Below are 20,045 nucleotides of genomic sequence, written 5' to 3'. Positions count from 1 at the left end.
CTTCCGGGCTCAGTGAAAGTGATGATTTAATGGGCCAGTCAGCAGTAACACAGAAATAAACATGCATTACCCCCTGCCCGGCACGGACCTTCTGAAAACGATTACTTCCAGATAATCAGGCAATGATTCTTTTTACCACGTCTCAGCAGAGTGTAACGGCTGAAACGGTGATCAACCATGCCCATATGGTAAGTAAGATCGTTGATCTTCTGGCCGTTAATACTCACCGCACCGCTTTCAATAAAGCCACGCGCCTGGCTTTTTGAGCTGGCTAATTCAGATTGAACCAGCGCATCGACAAGGCTGGTTTCGGTATAACCCAGCTCAATATGATGTACGCCATCCAGTGCTAATTGCTGGAAATCACTTTCAGTTAAAGCACTTTGATCTTCTGCAAACAGATTCTGGCTGATGCGCTTTGCCGCTTCCAAAGCCTCCTTACCATGCACCAGCTCTGTTGCATGTTCGGCCAGGATACGCTGCGCTGTTGGCGCTGCGCCGCTGGCACGATCTGCCGCTTCAATCGCATCGATTTCAGCCAGAGTCATAAAGGTAAAGTACTTCATAAAGCGGTATACATCGTCATCCGATGTGGTCAGCCAGAACTGGTAAAACTTATAAGGCGAGCATTTGCTTGGATCCAGCCAGATCGCATTGCCTTCGCTCTTACCAAACTTAGTACCATCCGATTTAGTAATCAGCGGCATGGTAATACCAAACACCTGCTGCTGATTCATGCGGCGGGTCAGATCAACCCCTGCCGTGATATTGCCCCACTGATCCGAGCCGCCCAATTGCAGCTGGCAATCATGGCTCTTATTTAATACCGCAAAGTCATAACTTTGCAGCAGGCTGTAAGCGAACTCGGTAAATGAAATACCCACTTCATCACGGTTCAGCCTTTGCTTCACTGATTCTTTATTAATCATGGCATTCACTGAGAAATGCTTGCCGATATCTCGCAAGAAGCTCAGCACATCCATGCCCGCAAACCAGTCGTTGTTATTCACCATGGCTGCACTATTGGCACCACAGTCAAAATCTAAGAATGGCGAGACTTGCTTGCGAATTTTTTCTACCCAGCCTGCCACCACATCAGGGGTATTGAGTGAACGCTCGGTGGCTTTAAAGCTGGGATCGCCGATCATACCGGTCGCGCCGCCCACCAAAGCCAAGGGGCGATGGCCTGCCATCTGAAAACGCTTTAAAGCCAATAATGGAACAAGGTGGCCCAGATGCAGGCTGTCTGCCGTTGGATCAAAACCACAATAGAGCGTAACGGATTTCCGGGCGAGGATGGCATCGAGCGCCGCAGCGTCAGTTACTTGCGCAATCAGCCCGCGCTCTTGTAGCTGGCTGATTAAATTTGATTCTTTCATTACGATCTCCTAGCAAATCGGTAATAAATTCTGCATTTTCATAATTTGGAAAACGATAATGCACCCGCCCATCATCGTTACGGTACAAAACGAGCAGGTATTGCACGGCACGCGCCAACCAGCCTGATAACTGTCCCGTGCGCGTAATTTATAAAGCGCCAGAGCGGGAAATAAAATCGCCAGAATCGATAAGAAAATAGCGGCGGCCCCAAGGGCTAAAACAAAACCTTCCGGATAAATCCATGCAAAAACAAAGGGGGGAAGATAAGTGGCCAGCGCTGTAATTAAGCGTTCATGCTTAGAATCTTTCCAGCCTATGCTGCTTGCCACCGAATCAAACAATCCTAAGGACACACATAAATAGGAGGTAAATAATGCGATCGATGAAAACAAGCTAATCAGGCTGGGTATCCAATGATTACTGGTACTGGCATGAATATAATCAAGAAACATTCCCACCGAGCCCTGGTTTTCTGCAAGGGTCAGAAAGCTATTCTCCCCTATTCTGGGCACAAGGCCGAGACTGCAATATTCCCAAATCGCGTAAACCAGGAGCGGAATTAAGCCGCCAAGGATAAATATATTGCGCAGTGTTTGTGGCTTATCGCGGCCAATATATTTCACCATGCTGGGAATGCTGCCATGAAAACCAAATGCCGTAATAAACACCGGAAATGCCGCATAGATATAGCGGCTGGAATCTTGCGCGCTATTTAAATTACCCTGATTAACATAAGGCTGAATGGTGATCGCCATTGCAAAGAAGATAAAAACATTCAAACTGAATAAAACACGATTAACACGGTCTACGGCCCCCGTGCTCATATAAACGATAGAGCCAATCAACAGGGTAAAGATCGCAGCAACCACAGCAGGAGGAACATCTATTCCCAAATACTGTTTAATATTTGAGGTATAAGATGAAGCCGCACCAGAGATATAAGCGCCAGAAAGCGCATATAAAAGAAGTAACAAGGATGCGTTGATAATCCACAAACCTTTGTTGCCAAACAAACTTTGTGCCATTACATCAAAACCGCTGCCTGCCGGAAAAGCCAGCGAAACTTCCAATAGCATCAGCGCGGTATAGGTCATCAGCAGCCAGATACAAACGAGTGCAAGGCTGGCACAGGTGTAGCCCATTCCAGAGGAAACCAGAGGTAAAGCCAGCATTCCTGCTCCCAGCATAGTGCCGGAAATCAGCAATGTAGCGCCCACCGCTTTGTAGTTAATCGCAAACATAGCCCAACCTTTTAATCATCCCGCACAAACAGGCGGATTGATCTGATAATTAACTTAAATAGAAACATTGATCTCTTCGATGGCAAAAAACCCACCTCAGCTGAGGCGGGTTTTATTGCATTAAGCAGCTTTTAATTGATTGGCTTCTTTGGCTTCCATATCGATGATATGGCCTAGTTTTTCTGCAAAAATGGCGCGCAGATTAGTCCAGTAATCTTCAAAGCCTTGCGGATCACGCAGAAAGTGAGTCATCACAGCAGAACGCAGGATATAAACGCTGCGGGTCTTATCCCACTCTTTACGGCTAAAGCCACGGCTTTCTGCGTACATCCAGGGGGTATCCCCGTATTCGTCAAAGGCGAGCGAAGTGGATGAAGTCAGGAAATCATTGCTATAAGTGCGCCCTGATGAGTAAGAGCACACTTCGTACATGCGCTGATTCAAACGGTTATGGTCTTCCAGGCTTGGATTGCCGATTTCCTTAAAGGTGAAGTTCACCATATGAAAATCCGGGTGCATCAATGGGCGCAATTCAAAGCGGCGATTACCCACCACAATTGGCTTTGCCATCGACAATTTTTGTGCAAACCAATCTGCAGTCACAATACCCCGGCCAATTACTTTGCCGTAGCCTGAAATATTCAGTGGTACTAAGCGATGCGCCGCCCATACTGCCGCAGCGGTTGCACCGGCTTTAGAGCCTTCCATAATGGACGAACCCAGCACCACATTTTGTTCTTCACCCGCATCATCGGCTTCTTCAAATACATAAGCTGCGTGGTAGGAGATCAGATCAACAATGCGCTTGTCTTTCATACATACCGCACCGGCTGCGTATTGAATAAAGCCTGCTTTGTGCGGATCAACCGTAATCGAATCGGCTTCAGACATCGCTTTAAAGCCTTCATACACTGCACGCTTAGGCCAGGTTACGCCTTCAGGGATAATATCTTCGGCGCGATAACGGGCAACGAGTGCGTCGTATTCCATGAATTTACTGTTTTCATCAAGGAACATCGAACGTACATAACCACCATAAGCCGCATCAACGTGTACATAGAAAGACACGCCGTATTTTTCTTCACATTCGCGGCGCAGCTTGATCACTTCATCCACGTGATCGATCGAGCCTTCTTCTGTTGTGCCCACTACGGCCACCATACCGAGGACAGGCGTACCTTCTTCGATCAATTTAAAGGTAATAGCGCGCATTGTTTCAACGTCAGTGCGATAGTTTTCATCGACTGGCAGCGGCACAATATGCTCCTGACCAATACCCATCACATCCATGGCTTTCATCCATGAATAATGCTTGGACATTGGCACGAGGAATTTACCCAGCTGGCCTTGTTTAACACCCACACCACGTACAGTCAGCGCACGCACTTCTTCGAACAGACCACGTTTTTTCAGTTCATCAGATAAATCCAGAATGGCTGTGGGTGACATATTCAGTAATTGCTTTTCGCTCATGCCAGCCACTAAATCTTTGGCTTGTTCATGCTGAACAATGGCTAATGGCAGAGATTTCAGATTGCGGGCAACCCAAACGCCTTCGTAATTTGCAACCGTACCGCCAGAAGTAATATGGCCCCATGATTTTTGTACGTCGTAACCAAACATCGCACACAGATCACGGCCCGCTTCTAATTCAAGCTCGGTGGTGGTTGGAGACGCTTCATGCGCACAGTTGTTTGGGTTGTAAAGCATAGTCATCACATAGGCGATATTGGAAACCATCAGCGTATCGGCATTCATATGGCCTAAATAACGCGGCGAGAACCAAGGCACTGAAGTGGTTTTCAGCTTGGATGAAAGCTGACGCAAGATGCCTTCGGTGCGATAAAGCGTATTACGGAAATCAGGCTGATGTTGCTCCATAGGCGAGAGCAGTGGCTCATCTTCCGGGTGAAAATCTGCACGCCAGTGAATATGCTCGTCCACCGCGTATTCAACCATTTCTTTAAAGAATTCACGATTTTCTGATTTTGGGCCCAGAAACAGCGCATCAACATTCATTGTGGTTTTAAACATTTTGAACTCCTGATTAATTAATTTTGAGCCGGCGCTTAGTGCGCAGCAGCGTGTTGCTCGTCAAGGGCTTCTTGCTTAGTGGTCTTAGTGGCGGCCACAACCTGCAGTTTTTTCGCCTGACGTAATTTGTCTTTCTGGCCGTAGGCATAGACAAGGAAGGGAATCACAAGCATCACGATGAGACCGATCAGCTGGAACATGAAGTAACCTGACGCGGAGCCTTTAAAGCTGCCGGGTGGAATAAAGGCCAGATAAGCTGCCAGGAGAGACATCGCAAACCCCATACCGGAGAAAATCCACATCCCCAGCTTGCCACCAGGCACTTTGAAACTGCGTTCTACTTCAGGGCGTTTGTAACGAAGCCAGATGGCTGCGGCAAACATAAACAGGTAGGCCACGAGGTAAACCAGGCCAGTTAAGCCCATCAACATAAAGTAGAAGTTATCTACATCCGGGATCACGGTGATCAGCACGCCCACCAGGCTGATTGCAAGCGCCTGGATAATGACCAGGGTGACGGGCACACCGTGTTTATTTGATTTTTGCAAGAAGGCAGGTAAAGCACCTGAATTAGCCGTAGCTTGCAGGCCACGTACAGGACCAAGCACCCAGGAATTAACCTGACCAATTAAACCCAAAGCAATGGATAAGCCCATCACAGGCGCAAGCCAGGGCATGCCCCATTTAGTGAAGTAGAGCTCAAACGCCTGCATCAAACCGGCAGTCATTGAGATTTCTTCTTTAGGAATCGCTACGAAAATGGCGGCAGAGCCAACAACAGAGAGGAAAACCATGATGATCGACACCAGAACGATGGCAATCGGATAATTACGTTTTGCGTCTTTAATTGAAGACACATTTGAAGCCGAGACTTCCATCCCCATCACAACGAAGATAAAGCCAATAAACAACCCTAAAGTACCAGCATCGCTAAAGCTGGGCACCATATTGGCCATACTGAATGACACATCGGTCATAATGGGATTGCCGCCAGCCACATAAGCAACACCCGCCACAATCAGCACAATACCCGGCAAGAACACACCCAAGCTCACACAAATCGTAGAAACCCAGCCAAGGGTTTTAACCCCTTGCAGATTCACCAGTGTGCAGCCCCACCACACCGCCAGAATCATTCCCAACATAAAGTACTTATTGGTTGCCAGTACCGGATCAACCACATAGGCAATTGTTGCGGCAATGATCATGATGATGGATGTCATACCAAACACCATTTGAATCCATTGCATCCACACGGCGACAAAACCTAAACGCTCACCAAATGCCTCACGCACCCAGATAAAAATCCCGCCATCCTGCGGCCAGGCAGTGGCCAGCTCGGCCGCCACCAAGGCGGTAGGAACTAAAAATAACAAGGCCGCAGCCAGAGTTAGAAAAATGGTCATCATCCCCGGCTGAGCAGTCATAGGCAGCGTGCGAACGCTCACTACAACGGCAGCGGTAATCATGACAAAAGTTGACACCCCAATTTTGGGGCTGGTTTCACTACCAGACATGCTCGGCCTCTTTGTCGAATATTTAAATAATTTCGAAATATTGTATATTTTCGACTAAAAAGAGGTTTGATAAAAATCAATATGCTGTAAGCAACTAATGCCTTGCCGGGCTGATTAAATCGGCGTATCAGGCGCGAGATGGCTGAATTCTTCTTACAAAAAACACAAATCAATTTAAATACAATGACTTATAAAGAGACACCAAAAAACAAACCATGGCAACACTGCGCTTAATTTGTAAGAATCCCACCCAAAGAGTGCGCCTGCCCAGCGATTGCATCCAAAGCTGAGGGCGTAAAAAAACCCTCATCAAGGGTGAGGGTTCCGGGCGTGGATCTGTCTACAGAAGAGCAGGCAACTGGTAGAATCGCCCCCTTAGCCAAAGCTTTGGCCTTATCAAATAAAGAAATATATGTCTGCAAGCCCCAAAAAGTTGATTGATTTTGCCGCGCTGAATTTGCTGCGCTACCCGGCAAAGCACGCTAAAGATTTACGTGCATGGGATGCCAGTGATGAATACCTTGCAGAATTTATCCGTGCAGATGCACCAGCGCTGTTAATCAACGATGCTTTTGGCGCGCTGCATTGTGCCGTGGGTGTAAACGCGTTTCATATCAATGATTCCTGGTGCTCGCGCCACGCGATTGAAATCAACAGCCAGCAAAGCTTTACGCCCTACTCCGGCCAGGCGCTGGCCTATGGCCTTGTTAAGCTGCCCAAGTCTTTGTCTTTATTTGAAGCTCAGCTGCAAGAGGCAGCAAGATATTTAAGCGCGCCGCTGACCTTATATTTCTCAGGCATGCAAAAGCATGTCAGCAGCGGGCACTTGGATATCATTAAGTCTTATTGCGACGAGGTTGAATACCTGCCCACGCAGCGCAAGGCGCGTATGTACACTGCCCGCCTGCGGCCAGGCCAACAAATCGCCACACCCTATCTGCAGGCTATGCCTGAGCTGAGCCTTACACTTCACAATATGCCAGGTGTTTTTGCCGGGCAAAAAATAGATATAGGCTCGCGCTTTTTTATCGAGCATTTTGATCGCCTGCCAAGCGCAGAGACCATAGCCGATGTGGGCTGTGGCAATGGCTTACTATCCCTTGCCTACCACCGCCTGCACCCCAAGGCTGAGTTACATTTATTTGATGAGTCTTTAGCAGCGGTAGAATCCGCCCAACTCAGCTTTGCTGCCAGCTTTCCTGAAGCGGCTTACCAGATTCAGCACAGCGATGGCCTCTCTGCTGCAGTGGCAAACGGGCAAACTTTTGACTTAATTCTGATCAACCCGCCATTTCATCAGCAAAACACTGTCACCACCGATATTGCACTCAGCATGTTTGCCCAAGCCTGGCAATGCATGGCAGCCACCAGCGAATTATGGATAGTGGCAAACCGGCACTTAAACTACCAGGCAGCGCTAAAGAAACACTTCAGACAGATCGAGCTCATCGCTCAGAATGCAAAATTTGTGATTATCAAAGCGAAGCGGTGAAAGGAAGGCAAACCTAAGATCTGTAGACACAGAGAACACGGAGAAAACCTTAAGGGCGGGTGAAACCTCATACGTGTTAACCAAGTTTTCTTTCATTAGCGAGCAGCAAAAAAACGTAATGGCCGCGCTCTTTGCACGGAGCTTTTTGAGTCCCCTTGAAACACGCCGAAGCGAGGAACAAGCGTGCGGGGTTTCGGCGAGGACTGTTTGAGCGAAGCGAGTTCCGCAGCCGCCGCTCGATTGTCCGCAGATGAGGGGCCTTCGTGTTTCGTGGGGCGGCCTTCTTTTGGTTCTTTTCTTGGCTGTTCAAGAAAAGAACGCCCCTGCGGTGGCTAACCGCACCAAAATCAACGTGCCGAAGGCACTAAAAAGGTCTTTTTGACTTTGCTTAGCGCCTATAGGTAAAGCCCGCCGGGTTTCACCCGCCCTGCGAATAGCACCACACCCGCAAACATGGGCACGATCTGGCTGTGCCCCCACCCCGCAAAGGATGATCAGCCAAACCGTCTTGCCGCTTCCACAGCCAAACCTGTGCCAATACTGCCGAATAAATCGCCTTCTACATGGCGGGCATTGGGCAGTAATGCGCCGACCTGCGCGCGCAGCAGCGGCACGCCGCTGGAGCCGCCGGTAAAGAATACGGTGTCGACCTGCTCCACACCGATACCAGCACTGCTTAATAAGCCGGTCACGGTTTTTTCCACCGTATCGACAAGACGTGAGATTGAGTTGTCAAAATCGGCACGGGTCAGATCGTGGGTCAGATCGTCTTCTAAGCGATCCAAAGAGATGGTGGTTTTGTCACTGGCAGAGAGCGCAATTTTGGCGTCTTCAACTTGCAGGGCCAGCCAGTGACCGGCGCGCTGCTCGATCAGGCTCATCAAGCGATCCAGCTTATCGCGCTCCATTGCATCGCGGTAAACATCGGCCAGATCGCTCCAGGAGCGGCGGGTATAGGCAAAGTTAATCGTGTGCCAGGTGGCCAGATTAAAGAAGGTGCCTGATGGAACTTCCGAGTTATTCTTCAGCCGCGTTTTATAGCCAAGTAGTGGCATTACACCAGCAAGGCTCAGTGCTTTATCAAAATCCGTACCACCAATATGCACACCGGCGCTGGCCAATAAATCTTCCCGGCGGTCTAAAACCTTAGCGCGCTCTGGGGATAAACGCACCAGCGAGAAGTCTGAAGTACCCCCGCCAATATCCACGATCAGCACCAGCTCTTCTTTTTGAATGCTGCACTCGTAATGAAAAGCGGCGGCAATCGGCTCAAACTGAAAGCTGATTTCTTTAAAGCCAACCTGATAGGCAATCTCGGCCAGCGTTTTCTCGGCCTGCGCATCTGCCGCCGTATCGTCATCAACAAAATGGACGGGGCGGCCAAATACCGCCTGCTCGAAAGGGCGGCCAGCGGCATTTTCTGCACGCAGCTTTAATTCGCCAATATATTTAGCCAATAGCCCGCGCAATGGCAAAGCACGGCCATTTACTTCGGTTTGTGCGTCAATCAGGCTGCTGCCCAAAAGGCTTTTAAGAGAGCGCATCAGACGGCCTTCATAGCCTTCCAGATACTCGCCCATGGCCGCGCGGCCAAAGCAAACCGAATCTTCTTCAGCATTAAAAAACACCATCGAAGGCAGCGTGGCCTTGCCATCTTCCAGGGAAATCAGCGTGCTGTGGCCGGGGCGAACCCAACCCACCGTAGAATTGGATGTACCAAAATCGATGCCGCAGGCACGAGCAAAATTAGGAGTAGTCACAGGCCTGTTCCGGGCGGCAAAAAGGGGCGTAATTCTACCCGCCAAAGGCGAACAAAACAATTTTGAATCATTATCTTATCTTTGCTTATTTGTATTGAGTTAATCGGTTTTGCCCCCATTTACGATTAATACTTAAGCCAGAATGGGCAGCACAAGCATGGAATTAACAATCTCGGCGCTCTCGCCCGATGAAAAATACGCGCTGATCAGCGATTGTGTTGTACCACGCCCGATTGCCTGGATTAACACCCAAAGCACCAGCGGCATAGTCAATGTAGCGCCTTTTTCTTATTTTAATATTGTTTCGAATGAGCCCATGATTGTGTCGGTGAGTATTAATCGCCGCCACGATAATGCCCTGCTTAAAGATACTGCGCGTAATATTTTACAAACGGGCGAATGCGTTGTGCATCTGCCCTCGCGCGGGCATGCTCCGCAAGTGAACGCTTCTGCAGCATCTTTTGCCCCCAATGAAAGCGAAGCCACTGCACTTGGGCTGGCACTGTCGCCCTCCGCTGCCGTGAAACCACCCCGCCTTGCCGATTGCGGCATTGCGCTGGAATGCCGTCTGCATATGCACGTAGAAGTAGGTGATCCTGTGGTTGCTGATTTAATGCTGCTGGAAGTCATCCACCTTGGTGTGGCCGACGATTTACTCAGAGACGGGCGTATCCACCCCGAGCCACTCGACCCGCTGTCCCGCCTGGGCGGGCCGGATTACGCCGTTGTAGGCGAGCGTTTTATTATTCAAAGGCCTAAATAAATGAACACAATAAACAAATCGATTATTCATAGTGATAACGCACCCAAAGCCGTCGGCACTTACTCGCAAGCCGTTAAAATGGGCGATACCGTGTATTTATCCGGCCAGATCGGCCTCGACCCTGGCACTGGCATTCTGGCAGAAGGCTTTAATGCTCAGGCGCATCAAGTCTTTCAAAATCTGCGCGCAGTATGTCAGGCCGCAGGCGGTGATTTGCAAAATATAGCTAAGCTAGGTGTATTTGTTACCGACCTGAGCAACTTTGCCGCACTCAACGACATCATGGGGCAATATTTCACCGAGCCCTACCCTGCCCGGGCCGCCATTCAGGCCGCAGCCCTGCCTAAGGGTGCGCTGGTTGAGGCCGATGGCGTGATGGTTTTAAGCGAATCATAATAATGTCCTTCCAAAATCCTGATGACGAAGCCATCCGCCAGTTTTTGCTCAGCATCCACCGCATCGCGGTGGTTGGCCTCTCGCCCAAGCCCGACCGGCCCAGTTTTGCTGTAGCCAAGGTGATGCAACAGGCGGGCATGAAAATTGTGCCGGTGCGCCCGTTTACCGAAAGCGTACTTGGCGAGCCAGCCTTTGCCAGCCTCAGCGATGTGCCGGGCAAGGTGGATTTGGTGAATGTGTTCCGGGCCGCCGATCAGATCGACGCTATTGTGGATGAAGCGATTGCGCTGAATATTCCGGCAATCTGGATTCAGCAGGGCATTATTAATAAGGCTGCAGCAGAGCGCGCCCAGGCGGCAGGACTGTTTGTGGTGATGGACAGATGTATCAAAATTGATTATCTGAGGCTTTGTCTGTGAGCTGCCATCTGGTTTTAGGGGATTTTGCAGCCGATCTGTTGCGTCAGTCGCTTGGCCCCTATGCCGATATCCGCATTCACCAGGATGACTTAGCGCTTGGCCCGCTCAACGATATCGACCACGTTTATCCTGCAGCCAGAATCCAATTTTGGAATGAAGTCTTCCCGCTCTCCAGTTTTGACTTTAGCGATGCACTCCCCGCGGGCAATGCCCAGCTTGCGGCGCTGCCGGAAGATCTTACTTTCTGGGCAGGCACCTCCTGTGGCGAGGCACTGCTGCTGCGCCGCTTAGCATGGTGGCGCTATCAGAAAGGGCAAAGCTTTAAACTGACTATGCCTGATACCACAGGCGCTGACAGCTATATTGCAGGCCAGGTGCCACTCAGCCTGATTGGCCCGGAACAAATCGAATCGGCCAGCAGCGAACTGATTCCTCCCGCCCAATTACACAAATTAGCGCAAGAATGGCAAGCGCTGACCCAGCAAACCAGCATGTTTCGCGGCTGGAATGGAGAGACATTCCAGCATCTGGATGCAAGCACGCTTGACAGCGAAATGCTGGATTTAATCTCCGCTGATTACTTGCCTTGCCGCCAGATTGCGCTACTTTGGATGCAGTCTGCCAAAGGCTTTTTTCGCAGTGATGTCTTAGCCATGTGGCGCTTACGCAGCTTGGCGGCACAAGGCAAAATCGAAATGGAAAGCCACCCGGATCAGCACGATTTATTCGCTTTTAAAGTACGGAAGAAATAATACCCGCCCTCCTCAGCCCCCCAGTGAGGAATTTACCCCAAAAACACAGAAAATATGGGCTAACGCATTGCCTTAAACTGTAGCTGCGTTTACCTTTAGTCAAACTCTTCAGCGGCGCCAGATATATGAAACTTCAGTTCACAAAGATGCAAGGCCTGGGTAATGATTTTATGGTGATTGATGGGGTAAATCAGCAGGTCAGGCTGAGCACCAGCACCATACGCCAGCTTGGAGACCGGCATTTTGGTATTGGTTTTGACCAGCTTTTACTGGTAGAGCCCGCCTCGCGTGCCGATATCGATTTTAGCTACCGCATTTTTAATAATGATGGCGGTGAAGTGGAGCAATGCGGCAATGGCGCCCGCTGCTTTGCACGTTTTGTGCACGATAAAGGCCTGAGCCTTAAAAAAGAAATTGCCGTTGAAACAGCAAGAGGCGTGATTTATCCCCGGCTGGAAGACGACGGCAATGTCAGCGTGAATATGGGCGTACCGCAATTTGCCCCGCAGGAAATCCCATTTATTGCTGACAGCGATCTTATTATTCACCCGCTGGATGTGGACGGAGCCAGCTTTGCAATCAGCGTGGTATCAATGGGCAACCCGCACGCCGTGCAAATTGTTGCCGATGTTGATGTCGCCCCTGTTGCCAGCATTGGGCCAAAAATTGAGACCCACCCGCGCTTTCCGGCTAAAGTGAATGCTGGCTTTATGCAAATTATCAGCCGTGATGAAATCAGGCTGCGCGTGTTTGAACGTGCTGCGGGTGAAACACTGGCGTGTGGCACCGGCGCTTGTGCAGCAGTAGTAGCAGGAATCCGCCGTGGCTTACTAAACCCGCGTGTTCGTGTGCATACACATGGCGGAGAGCTGACCATTACCTGGGCAGGTGGCTCAGCCGCAGTTTGGATGACCGGCCCGGCCGTCAGCGTATTTGACGGCACTATCAATCTCCAGGGAGAAGAATATGCAGCCTGATGAAATCGTCACCTGGCTTAGGGACAACCCAGAATTTTTTGACCAATACGCCGATGAGCTGGCCGAAATTTATGTACCACACTCACACCGCGGCCAGGCTATTTCTCTCGCAGAGCGGCAACTGCTCACCCTGCGCGAAAAAAACCGCTCGCTGGAGCTGCGCCTGGGCGATTTGCTGCAATTTGGTGAGGAGAACGACCATATCTCAGAAAAGCTGCACCAACTGAGCGTCAGCCTGATGCAGGCAGATGACTTAGCCAGCATGATAGGTACCTTGGAATACCATTTGCAGCACCGCTTTGGCGTGCCGCATATCGCATTAAGGCTGTGGCTGAACAGTGATTGTAATCTGCGCGAATTTGCCCCCGTGGGAGAAGCAGTACAAAAACTAGCGCAAAACTTAGTATCCCCTTACTGCGGCCCTTATGTCACCGATGAAGTACTGTCGTGGTTTGATGTTGAAGCCAATACGCTGAAATCTTTCGCCCAGTTTGCCCTGCGTACCGGCGGCGAGCCCTTTGGTGTCCTCGTCATGGCCAGCGAAGATATCGAGCGATTCTATCCTGATATGGGCACGCTGTATTTGCAGCGCTTATCTGATTTAGTATCCGCATCAATTCGCCGCGCCGTTCCTGTGATTACCCCCGATGACGAGCCCTTGCTGCTAACCGAAGAAGTGTGATGCAAGCAGCAACAGAGCGTTTAATCCCTTCCAGCGGGGAAGACAAAGCGGTCAGTAAAAAACTGACCACTGCGGCTGAAGACGACAGCCCGGAGCAAATCAGCGCAAAACAAGCCATGCTTGCTCATTTTGTACAATATCTGGAAGGCGAAAAAGGCGCAGGGGAGCACACTCGTGCGGCTTATGCCCGCGATATGGCCACCCTGCTGGAATGCGCTGCCGGCCAGGATTTACCGGCGCTCACGCCCAAAGAAATTCGCGGCTATGTGCGAAAGCTCACCGGCCAAAGCCTGTCGGCCCGCAGTATCGCCCGCACGCTTTCCACTTGGCGCACATTTTATCGCCTGATGTGCCGTGATTATCACTGGCCGATGAACCCCGCTGATGGGGTAAAACCGCCTAAATCCAGCAAAAAGCTGCCGGCGGCAATGACCATTGATGACGCCAGCGGCTTCTTAGAAAACATGCCAGATGACGAAATTCTGGGCTGCCGCGATAAAGCGATTTTTGAACTCGCTTATTCTTCGGGCCTGCGCGTGGCTGAATTGGTTTCGATTACCTTGCCGGATTTAGACCTCAACCACGGCATGGCAGTGGTTACAGGTAAGGGTGGCAAAACGCGGCAACTGCCCGTTGGCAGCGTAGCCTGCGAAGCCATCCGCCGCTGGCTGGTAGAACGCCCCAAACTGGCACCGAGGGATAACACGGTATTTATCGGCAAAAACGGCGGCTCACTCAGCACCCGCGCGGTGCAATTACGTATTAAATATTGGGAAACCAAACTCAATATAAAAGAACCACTCTACCCGCACAAACTGCGCCACAGCTGCGCCAGCCACTTACTCCAAAGCTCCCGTGACCTGCGCGCCGTGCAAGAACTCCTCGGCCACGCCAGCATCGCCACCACCCAAGTCTATACCCATCTCGATTACCAACACCTGGCACAAGAATACGACCGAACTCACCCAAGGGCTAAAAAGCCTGAAGACGAAGAGAGTAAGTAGTTTTGTTGTTGGGTAAGCACAAACCCAAACCTTGAAACACGAAGGGCACGGAGAACGCGGAGTTTCACAGAGAAAAACAAAGGGAGAACAAGCGATCAGCTTTGAGGCTTGAGTATTTTCAAATTCAAACGACTGGATTTACATCGCGACTCATGGCATGGGGCTTTTTAAAGCCCCCTTGAAGCACGCCGAAGTGAGGAACAAGCGGGGCGGGGTTTCGGCGAGGACTGTCTGAGCGAAGCGAGTTCCGCAGCCGCCGCCTCGATTGTCCGCAGCGAGGGGCCTTCGTGTTTTAGGGGCGGCCTTCTTTCGCTTCCTTTCTTGGCCGCGCAAGAAAGGAAGGTCCAGCGGGACGCCCGCACCAAAATCAGCGTGCCGAAGGCACTAAAAAGGTCTTAAGCTCTTTTTGCCTTTGATTCACTACTACGAACAAAAAACTCACCCCAAAGCACCATCCCTATTAAGAAAACCTACCCTGCAATTTATATTCCTCAGTCGCTTTAATTAAAGCCGCAGCAATCCCCGGCTCCATCGCCGCATGTCCCGCATCAGGGATGATGTGCAAAGTGGATTCAGGCCAGGCCTGATGCAGGCGATAAGCCGATTTTGGCGGGCAAATCACATCGTAGCGGCCCTGGATCATCACCGCAGGCAGATGGCGAATCTTGCCCACCTGTTGCACCAGCTGGTCTTCATCCATAAAAGCACCGTAACGCATATAGTGCGCCTCTAAGCGGCCCAGACTTGTGCAAACAGCGTCGGTTTCAAACTGAGCAATGGCACTGCTTTGCGGCTCTAAAAACAGGCAACTGCCTTCATAGCGGCTCCAGCTGCGGGCAGCAGGCAGATAGACTTCCGGATCATCATTAAACAGGCGCTGGCTATAGGCTTCGAGCAAATTGTCCCGCTCGGCAGCAGGAATTTGCGCGGCGAATTCGGCGTGAACTTCCGGATAAAAATGCCCGATGCCATTCACAAACCAATCCACCTCAGCCTTAGTACAGAGAAAAATCCCACGCAGGATAAAGCCTGAACACGCCTCAGGATGCGCTTCGCCATAAGCCAGCGCCAGGGTAGAGCCCCAGGAGCCGCCAAACACCAGCCACTGCTCTATATCCAGCATCTGACGCAAGACTTCGATATCGGCGATTAAATGAGCGGTGGTGTTATTGCGATACTCACCCAAGGGCGTCGATTGCCCTGCGCCGCGCTGATCAAACAACACAATGCGGTAGTAGCCAGGGTCAAAAAAACGGCGATGCATGGGCGAAATACCGCCACCGGGGCCACCATGCAAAAACAGCACCGGCACGCCATCAGGATTACCGCATTCCTCCCAGTAAAGGGTATGCACATCATCCACGGCCAGGCGGCCGCTGCGGTGGGGCTGAATGTCCGGAAACAATAAATCGCTCATTATTAACCTTTGTAAGATGGATGCAAAACAGGGGCATTGCTGCCCCTGTTTACGAATCAAAAACCTAAGGCTCGCGCCCCCTGGTAAAAGATAAACGACAGCACCCAGGCAAGTAATAAAGAATAGACCACAGAGAATGTCGTCAGCGCTACGCTGTTCGATTCCTTGCGCATGGCCGCAATAGTAGAAACACAGGGCACATAGGTCAATGAAAACAGCATAAAGCTATAAGCCGAGACCGGATCAAGCACGACAGATAAATGATGCGCCAAAGCCGGGCCATCCTGCCCGGCAATCACCGCCAGCGCGCCAAGCACCACTTCTTTAGCCACAAAGCCAAACATCAAAGCAATCGACAGCTCGGCCTGAATACCAATCGGCGATAGTACGGGCTGAAAGAATCCGGCAATCATGGTGGAGTAACTGTGTTGTGAGCTTGGGTAATTACTCAACAGCCAAACCAGGACCACACCAATCACAATCATGGTAGACGCCAGGCGCACAAAGCCCGCCGCCTCTCCCCAGCCACGTAAAAAGATTTGCCGCAGCACAGGAAAGCGATAAGGCGGCAGCTCCAGCGTAAATGGCTCGGTCGATTTAAAGCGGCCACGCAGCAAAAGCGCCGTGCCCATAGAAATAAAAATACTCGCAAAATAGAGTGACAACAGCACCCAGGGTGCTTGCAAAGGACTAAAGAGCGCGCCGGTTAAAAAGAGAAAAATCTGTAAACGCGCCGAGCAAAGCGAAAAAGGAATCGCCAGCATGGTTAATAGCCTGGCCTTTCTATCCCGAATCACTCGTGTGCCCATCAGCGCTGGCACATTACAACCAAAGCCCATCATCAGCATTACAAAGCCACGACCATCCATACCCAGACGCGCCATCAGCCCGTCCATCATAAAAGCGGCGCGCGAGAAATAACCTGAGTCTTCGATAATGGCCATCAGGCAAAAGAACAGAAAAATAATTGGGATAAACGTTAGTACCGTGCTCAGGCCATCAAACACACCATCGACTAAAAAACCTGACCAAAATGGCGGCCAGGAAGCAGCGGCCGTTTTTAAAATATCGGTTTTAAACCATTCCAGCCCATCTTTTGCCAGATCTTGCAAAGGCACGCCAATGGCGTAAGTCAGTTGAAACAGGCAAAACATCATCAGCACAAACAGCGGCAAACCCAGCACCGGATGCAGAACCCAGCGATCCAGCAAAGCGGTGGGGCCAGGGGGCAAAACAGAGGGGCGCTGAATAAAACGGCTATACAGCCGGGCTTCGTCCTGATGCAGGGTATTTGATGCAGGCGCATTGACCAGCGTAATTTGCTTAGGCGCTTGCTGGCTGATCAGACGATTGAGCGCCTCTTTTAACTCAGGCACACCCTGGCCATGCTTGGCACTGATTTTCAGCACCGGGCAGGCCAGCTCTGCAGACAGCCCTTCCAGATTAATTTGCACCCCGGCCTGCCTGGCTTCATCGCTCATATTGAGCGCAATAATCAGCGGCGCGCCCAGTGCCTTTAGCTGCAGAGCCAGCACCAGCTGCCTGTCCAGCTGCGTGGCATTCAGCACCAGGAGAACGGCATCCAGCTCGGTTTTATTTAGAAACGCCTGAGTAATACGCTCGTCTTCTGCCCCGCCACTCAGATCATAAATCCCCGGCAGATCGACCATCTGCACCATAGATCCGCCCAGCAAAATACGGCTGGAAGCCAGATCTACTGTCAGCCCTGGCCAGTTAGCCGTGCGGGCAGTGCCACCTGTGATGCGATTAAATAAGGTCGATTTACCGGTATTAGGCATGCCCACTAGGGCAACACGCTTCATACCGCCACCGCGATCAGGTTACTATCCGCTTGCGGCAGAATATCGACCAGAATTTGCCGCGCATCTTCCCTTCTAAGCATAAAGTCGGTGCTCGCAACGCGCAGCTGCAAAGGTCCGCCAAGAAAACCACGGCGTATCACCTCGATATCGCGCTCTACATGCAAACCTAAGGCGGCAAGGCGCTGCGTTAAATCTGGTGGAAGCTGAGTGGAGAGAATTCTGGCAAGGGTGTTCAGAGGAAGATCAGCAAGTGTCATGGTTTTAGCAATGAGAACGGTTTTTGTTAACTTCATATTCTACCTTACATCAACAAGAGTCAATGCGAGCCCCTTGGTTTATTGACTTACATCAGTACACTATTTTCACGTAATAAAAAAGCCATGCAATCAATGCATGGCTTTTTTTCAGCCCGTCAGGCTATTACTTACGGCTAATCGCCCGCCAGCCGATATCGCTGCGGTATTGCGCACCCGCAAATGAAACGCCTGCCAGAATTTGATAAGCACGTTTTTGCGCCATTTTAAAGCTGTCGCCAAAAGCGGTCACACAAAGCACGGCCACCAGCAGTGATGGCTTCGCCTTGCTCATTGAGCGTAGTCCCCGCATGGAAAACATGACCATCTTCTAAAGCCGCTGTTGGCAGGCCGGAAATTAAATCGCCTTTACGCGGGGTTTCCGGGTAATTGGCCGCAGCCATCACCACGCCCATTGCCACGCGCCTGTCCCATTCAGCTTCAACCTGATCCAGCGTGCCATTCACGCCATGCTCAAGCAGGGTGACAAAATCGCTCTTTAAACGCAGCATAATCGGCTGGGTTTCCGGGTCACCAAAGCGGCAATTGTATTCGATCACTTTAGGGTTACCCAAAGCATCGATCATCAGGCCTGCATACAAAAAGCCGGTGAATACAGTGCCGTCTTTAGCCATCCCTTGCACGGTAGGCAAAATCACTTCGCGCATCACTTTGGCATGCACATCAGGGGTGACCACAGGTGCCGGGCTGTACGCGCCCATGCCGCCAGTGTTCGGGCCTTCATCGCCATCCAGGAGGCGTTTATGATCCTGGCTGGAAGCCATGGCCAGCACATTTTTGCCATCAACCATCACAATAAAGCTGGCTTCTTCACCCAAGAGGCACTCTTCAATCACCACGCGAGCGCCCGCATCGCCAAATTTATTATCAGACAACATGGAATCCACCGCAGCGTGCGCTTCATCCAGCGTCATCGCTACAACCACACCCTTGCCCGCAGCCAGGCCATCAGCCTTAATCACAATCGGTGCGCCTTGAGCCTTGATATAAGCATGCGCTTCATCCGCATTGGCAAAAGTTTGGTAAGCCGCAGTAGGGATACCATGGCGCTGCATAAAGGCTTTGGCAAAGTCTTTAGACCATTCCAGCTGCGCTGCGGCGCGGGTTGGGCCAAAGATTTTTAAACCTGCGTCGCGAAATGCATCAACCACGCCTTGCGACAATGGTGCTTCCGGGCCAACCACGGTAATGGCAATATTTTCTGCTTTTGCAAATTCAATCAGCTCATCAATGGCCGAGATATCAACATTAATTAAATCTTTTTCAAGTGCAGTACCCGCATTACCAGGCGCTACAAACACTTTACCTACGCGCTCTGACTGAGCAATTTTCCAAGCCAGTGCATGCTCACGACCACCCGAACCAATCACCAAAATATTCATGAATCTGTTTCCTGTTAATCGAATTCGTAGCGGCCAAACACATAAGCCACATTGCCATTATTTAACTGACCATTCAGCCTTGGGATAAAGGTACCAATCAAAGACGCCTTGCCATAGCGAACCGATGCAACAGGCAAAGGAGCAGGAAAAGGAACGCCGCCGATAACATCCTGGCGTGAAATAAGCTGTAACGACACACCAAGACCAGCTGATAACTCACCAACAATCGGCCAATACCAAAGATGCATATATCCAATCTGAAGCTGCGGCTGATTATGCGAATCGGCAAAAATCATTCCGTAGATAAATTCCTGGTTATTATTTTCATCACTAATACGCTTACCCAGGCCACCACCGTAAGCAAACTCTTGAAAGTCTTCGAGTTTCTCAGCGGTATAGGTTGAACGATCGTGCCAGGAATACCCCGACAGCAATAAATCATTCTTACCTTCCCGGTTTATTTTATCCACACGCTGACAAGCAGCCGTCGCCCAATCCCACATATTGGAGCAATCCATTGCAGATGCGGGTAAGGCAATCAGCAAGCAAAGGGTGGCAAACAGTTTTTTCATTATCTCAACCAAAATATTTCAAAGCACCGGCAGCTCCGCCAGCTTCTCAATTAAACACAACACCATAAACACAATAAGCGGGGAATCTCTTCCCCGCTTTTAAATAGTCAAATCACTTGA

17 protein-coding genes and 1 pseudogene are annotated in these 20,045 nt (G+C 50.6%); 8 read left to right on the top strand and 10 right to left on the bottom strand.

Annotated features, from left to right (window positions below; translation table 11 throughout):
• Positions 1 to 101 precede the first annotated feature (101 nt).
• The 4 genes from tyrS to HA050_RS19345 form a co-directional block, all read right to left on the bottom strand.
• A complete protein-coding gene (gene tyrS, locus HA050_RS19360; protein ID WP_166829914.1) occupies positions 102 to 1,379 on the bottom strand; it encodes a tyrosine--tRNA ligase in 1,278 nt (425 codons plus the stop codon).
• A 9-nt stretch (positions 1,380 to 1,388) separates the two neighbouring features.
• Positions 1,389 to 2,621: an amino acid permease gene (locus HA050_RS19355; RefSeq protein ID WP_205836515.1), complete on the bottom strand. Its 1,233-nt coding sequence runs from the start codon at positions 2,619 to 2,621 to the stop codon at positions 1,389 to 1,391.
• A 120-nt stretch (positions 2,622 to 2,741) separates the two neighbouring features.
• Positions 2,742 to 4,655 carry a pyridoxal phosphate-dependent decarboxylase family protein gene (locus HA050_RS19350; protein ID WP_166829912.1) on the bottom strand — a complete coding sequence of 638 codons (1,914 nt, stop codon included), beginning with the start codon at positions 4,653 to 4,655 and terminating at the stop codon, positions 2,742 to 2,744.
• Between the two features lie 35 nt (positions 4,656 to 4,690).
• Positions 4,691 to 6,172 carry an amino acid permease gene (locus tag HA050_RS19345; RefSeq protein WP_166829902.1) on the bottom strand — a complete coding sequence of 494 codons (1,482 nt, stop codon included), beginning with the start codon at positions 6,170 to 6,172 and terminating at the stop codon, positions 4,691 to 4,693.
• Positions 6,173 to 6,584: 412 nt separating this feature from the next.
• Between HA050_RS19345 and HA050_RS19340 the strand changes: the two genes are divergently transcribed.
• On the top strand, positions 6,585 to 7,664 hold the full coding sequence (locus HA050_RS19340; RefSeq protein WP_166829899.1) for a class I SAM-dependent methyltransferase: 1,080 nt from the start codon (positions 6,585 to 6,587) through the stop codon (positions 7,662 to 7,664).
• A 494-nt stretch (positions 7,665 to 8,158) separates the two neighbouring features.
• On the opposite strand, the gene HA050_RS19335 is transcribed toward HA050_RS19340, so the two are convergent.
• Positions 8,159 to 9,424 carry an Hsp70 family protein gene (locus HA050_RS19335; RefSeq protein WP_166829896.1) on the bottom strand — a complete coding sequence of 422 codons (1,266 nt, stop codon included), beginning with the start codon at positions 9,422 to 9,424 and terminating at the stop codon, positions 8,159 to 8,161.
• 157 nt (positions 9,425 to 9,581) lie between these two features.
• On the opposite strand from HA050_RS19335, the gene HA050_RS19330 reads away from it, so the two are divergent.
• The 7 genes from HA050_RS19330 (at position 9,582) to HA050_RS19300 (ending at position 14,417) form a co-directional block, all read left to right on the top strand.
• Positions 9,582 to 10,187 (top strand): flavin reductase family protein, encoded by a 606-nt coding sequence (locus tag HA050_RS19330; protein ID WP_166829893.1) that lies wholly within the window; start codon positions 9,582 to 9,584, stop codon positions 10,185 to 10,187.
• 9 nt (positions 10,188 to 10,196) lie between these two features.
• The gene (locus HA050_RS19325; RefSeq protein ID WP_166829986.1) at positions 10,197 to 10,583 is read left to right on the top strand and encodes a Rid family detoxifying hydrolase; all 387 of its coding nucleotides are present in this window, start codon (positions 10,197 to 10,199) and stop codon (positions 10,581 to 10,583) included.
• Between the two features lie 2 nt (positions 10,584 to 10,585).
• The gene (locus HA050_RS19320) at positions 10,586 to 11,002 is read left to right on the top strand and encodes a CoA-binding protein (protein WP_166829890.1); all 417 of its coding nucleotides are present in this window, start codon (positions 10,586 to 10,588) and stop codon (positions 11,000 to 11,002) included.
• Entirely contained in the window at positions 10,999 to 11,754 is a 756-nt protein-coding gene (locus HA050_RS19315; RefSeq protein WP_166829887.1) for a DUF3658 domain-containing protein, read from the top strand. The genes HA050_RS19320 and HA050_RS19315 overlap by 4 nt, the downstream gene beginning before the upstream one ends.
• A 125-nt stretch (positions 11,755 to 11,879) precedes the next feature.
• A complete protein-coding gene (gene dapF / locus HA050_RS19310) occupies positions 11,880 to 12,731 on the top strand; it encodes a diaminopimelate epimerase (protein ID WP_166829884.1) in 852 nt (283 codons plus the stop codon).
• A complete protein-coding gene (locus HA050_RS19305) occupies positions 12,721 to 13,413 on the top strand; it encodes a DUF484 family protein (RefSeq protein ID WP_166829881.1) in 693 nt (230 codons plus the stop codon). The genes dapF and HA050_RS19305 overlap by 11 nt, the downstream gene beginning before the upstream one ends.
• On the top strand, positions 13,413 to 14,417 hold the full coding sequence (locus HA050_RS19300; RefSeq protein WP_166829878.1) for a tyrosine recombinase XerC: 1,005 nt from the start codon (positions 13,413 to 13,415) through the stop codon (positions 14,415 to 14,417). Before HA050_RS19305 ends, HA050_RS19300 begins: the two co-directional genes overlap by 1 nt.
• 460 nt (positions 14,418 to 14,877) lie before the next feature.
• Here HA050_RS19300 and pip read toward each other — a convergent pair whose 3' ends face one another.
• From pip to HA050_RS19275, 5 genes and pseudogenes are all read right to left on the bottom strand, one after another.
• Positions 14,878 to 15,834, bottom strand: a complete 957-nt coding sequence (gene pip, locus HA050_RS19295) for a prolyl aminopeptidase (protein WP_166829875.1) — start codon at positions 15,832 to 15,834, stop codon at positions 14,878 to 14,880.
• A gap of 56 nt (positions 15,835 to 15,890) precedes the next feature.
• Complete coding sequence (feoB, locus tag HA050_RS19290) at positions 15,891 to 17,657, bottom strand: ferrous iron transport protein B (RefSeq protein ID WP_166829872.1); 1,767 nt, start codon at positions 17,655 to 17,657, stop codon at positions 15,891 to 15,893.
• Complete coding sequence (locus tag HA050_RS19285; protein ID WP_166829869.1) at positions 17,654 to 17,950, bottom strand: FeoA family protein; 297 nt, start codon at positions 17,948 to 17,950, stop codon at positions 17,654 to 17,656. Before HA050_RS19285 ends, feoB begins: the two co-directional genes overlap by 4 nt.
• Positions 17,951 to 18,077: 127 nt before the next feature.
• Positions 18,078 to 19,353, bottom strand: a pseudogene (gene purD, locus HA050_RS19280) (phosphoribosylamine--glycine ligase).
• A gap of 14 nt (positions 19,354 to 19,367) precedes the next feature.
• Positions 19,368 to 19,925 (bottom strand): phospholipid:lipid A palmitoyltransferase, encoded by a 558-nt coding sequence (locus tag HA050_RS19275; protein ID WP_099396513.1) that lies wholly within the window; start codon positions 19,923 to 19,925, stop codon positions 19,368 to 19,370.
• Positions 19,926 to 20,045 lie beyond the last annotated feature (120 nt).

Source organism: Iodobacter violaceini (assembly GCF_011601265.1).
GTDB classification, from domain to species: Bacteria; Pseudomonadota; Gammaproteobacteria; order Burkholderiales; family Chitinibacteraceae; genus Iodobacter; species Iodobacter violaceini.
This window is presented reverse-complemented; position numbering and strand designations above follow the sequence as displayed.

Coding starts and splice junctions, on each gene's coding strand:
- tyrS (WP_166829914.1), bottom strand. CDS start 1,379: ATGAAAGAATCAAATTTAATCAGCCAGCTACAAGAGCGCGGGCTGATT.
- HA050_RS19355 (WP_205836515.1), bottom strand. CDS start 2,621: ATGTTTGCGATTAACTACAAAGCGGTGGGCGCTACATTGCTGATTTCC.
- HA050_RS19350 (WP_166829912.1), bottom strand. CDS start 4,655: ATGTTTAAAACCACAATGAATGTTGATGCGCTGTTTCTGGGCCCAAAA.
- HA050_RS19345 (WP_166829902.1), bottom strand. CDS start 6,172: ATGTCTGGTAGTGAAACCAGCCCCAAAATTGGGGTGTCAACTTTTGTC.
- HA050_RS19340 (WP_166829899.1), top strand. CDS start 6,585: ATGTCTGCAAGCCCCAAAAAGTTGATTGATTTTGCCGCGCTGAATTTG.
- HA050_RS19330 (WP_166829893.1), top strand. CDS start 9,582: ATGGAATTAACAATCTCGGCGCTCTCGCCCGATGAAAAATACGCGCTG.
- HA050_RS19320 (WP_166829890.1), top strand. CDS start 10,586: ATGTCCTTCCAAAATCCTGATGACGAAGCCATCCGCCAGTTTTTGCTC.
- dapF (WP_166829884.1), top strand. CDS start 11,880: ATGAAACTTCAGTTCACAAAGATGCAAGGCCTGGGTAATGATTTTATG.
- HA050_RS19305 (WP_166829881.1), top strand. CDS start 12,721: ATGCAGCCTGATGAAATCGTCACCTGGCTTAGGGACAACCCAGAATTT.
- HA050_RS19300 (WP_166829878.1), top strand. CDS start 13,413: ATGCAAGCAGCAACAGAGCGTTTAATCCCTTCCAGCGGGGAAGACAAA.
- pip (WP_166829875.1), bottom strand. CDS start 15,834: ATGAGCGATTTATTGTTTCCGGACATTCAGCCCCACCGCAGCGGCCGC.
- feoB (WP_166829872.1), bottom strand. CDS start 17,657: ATGAAGCGTGTTGCCCTAGTGGGCATGCCTAATACCGGTAAATCGACC.
- HA050_RS19285 (WP_166829869.1), bottom strand. CDS start 17,950: ATGAAGTTAACAAAAACCGTTCTCATTGCTAAAACCATGACACTTGCT.
- HA050_RS19275 (WP_099396513.1), bottom strand. CDS start 19,925: ATGAAAAAACTGTTTGCCACCCTTTGCTTGCTGATTGCCTTACCCGCA.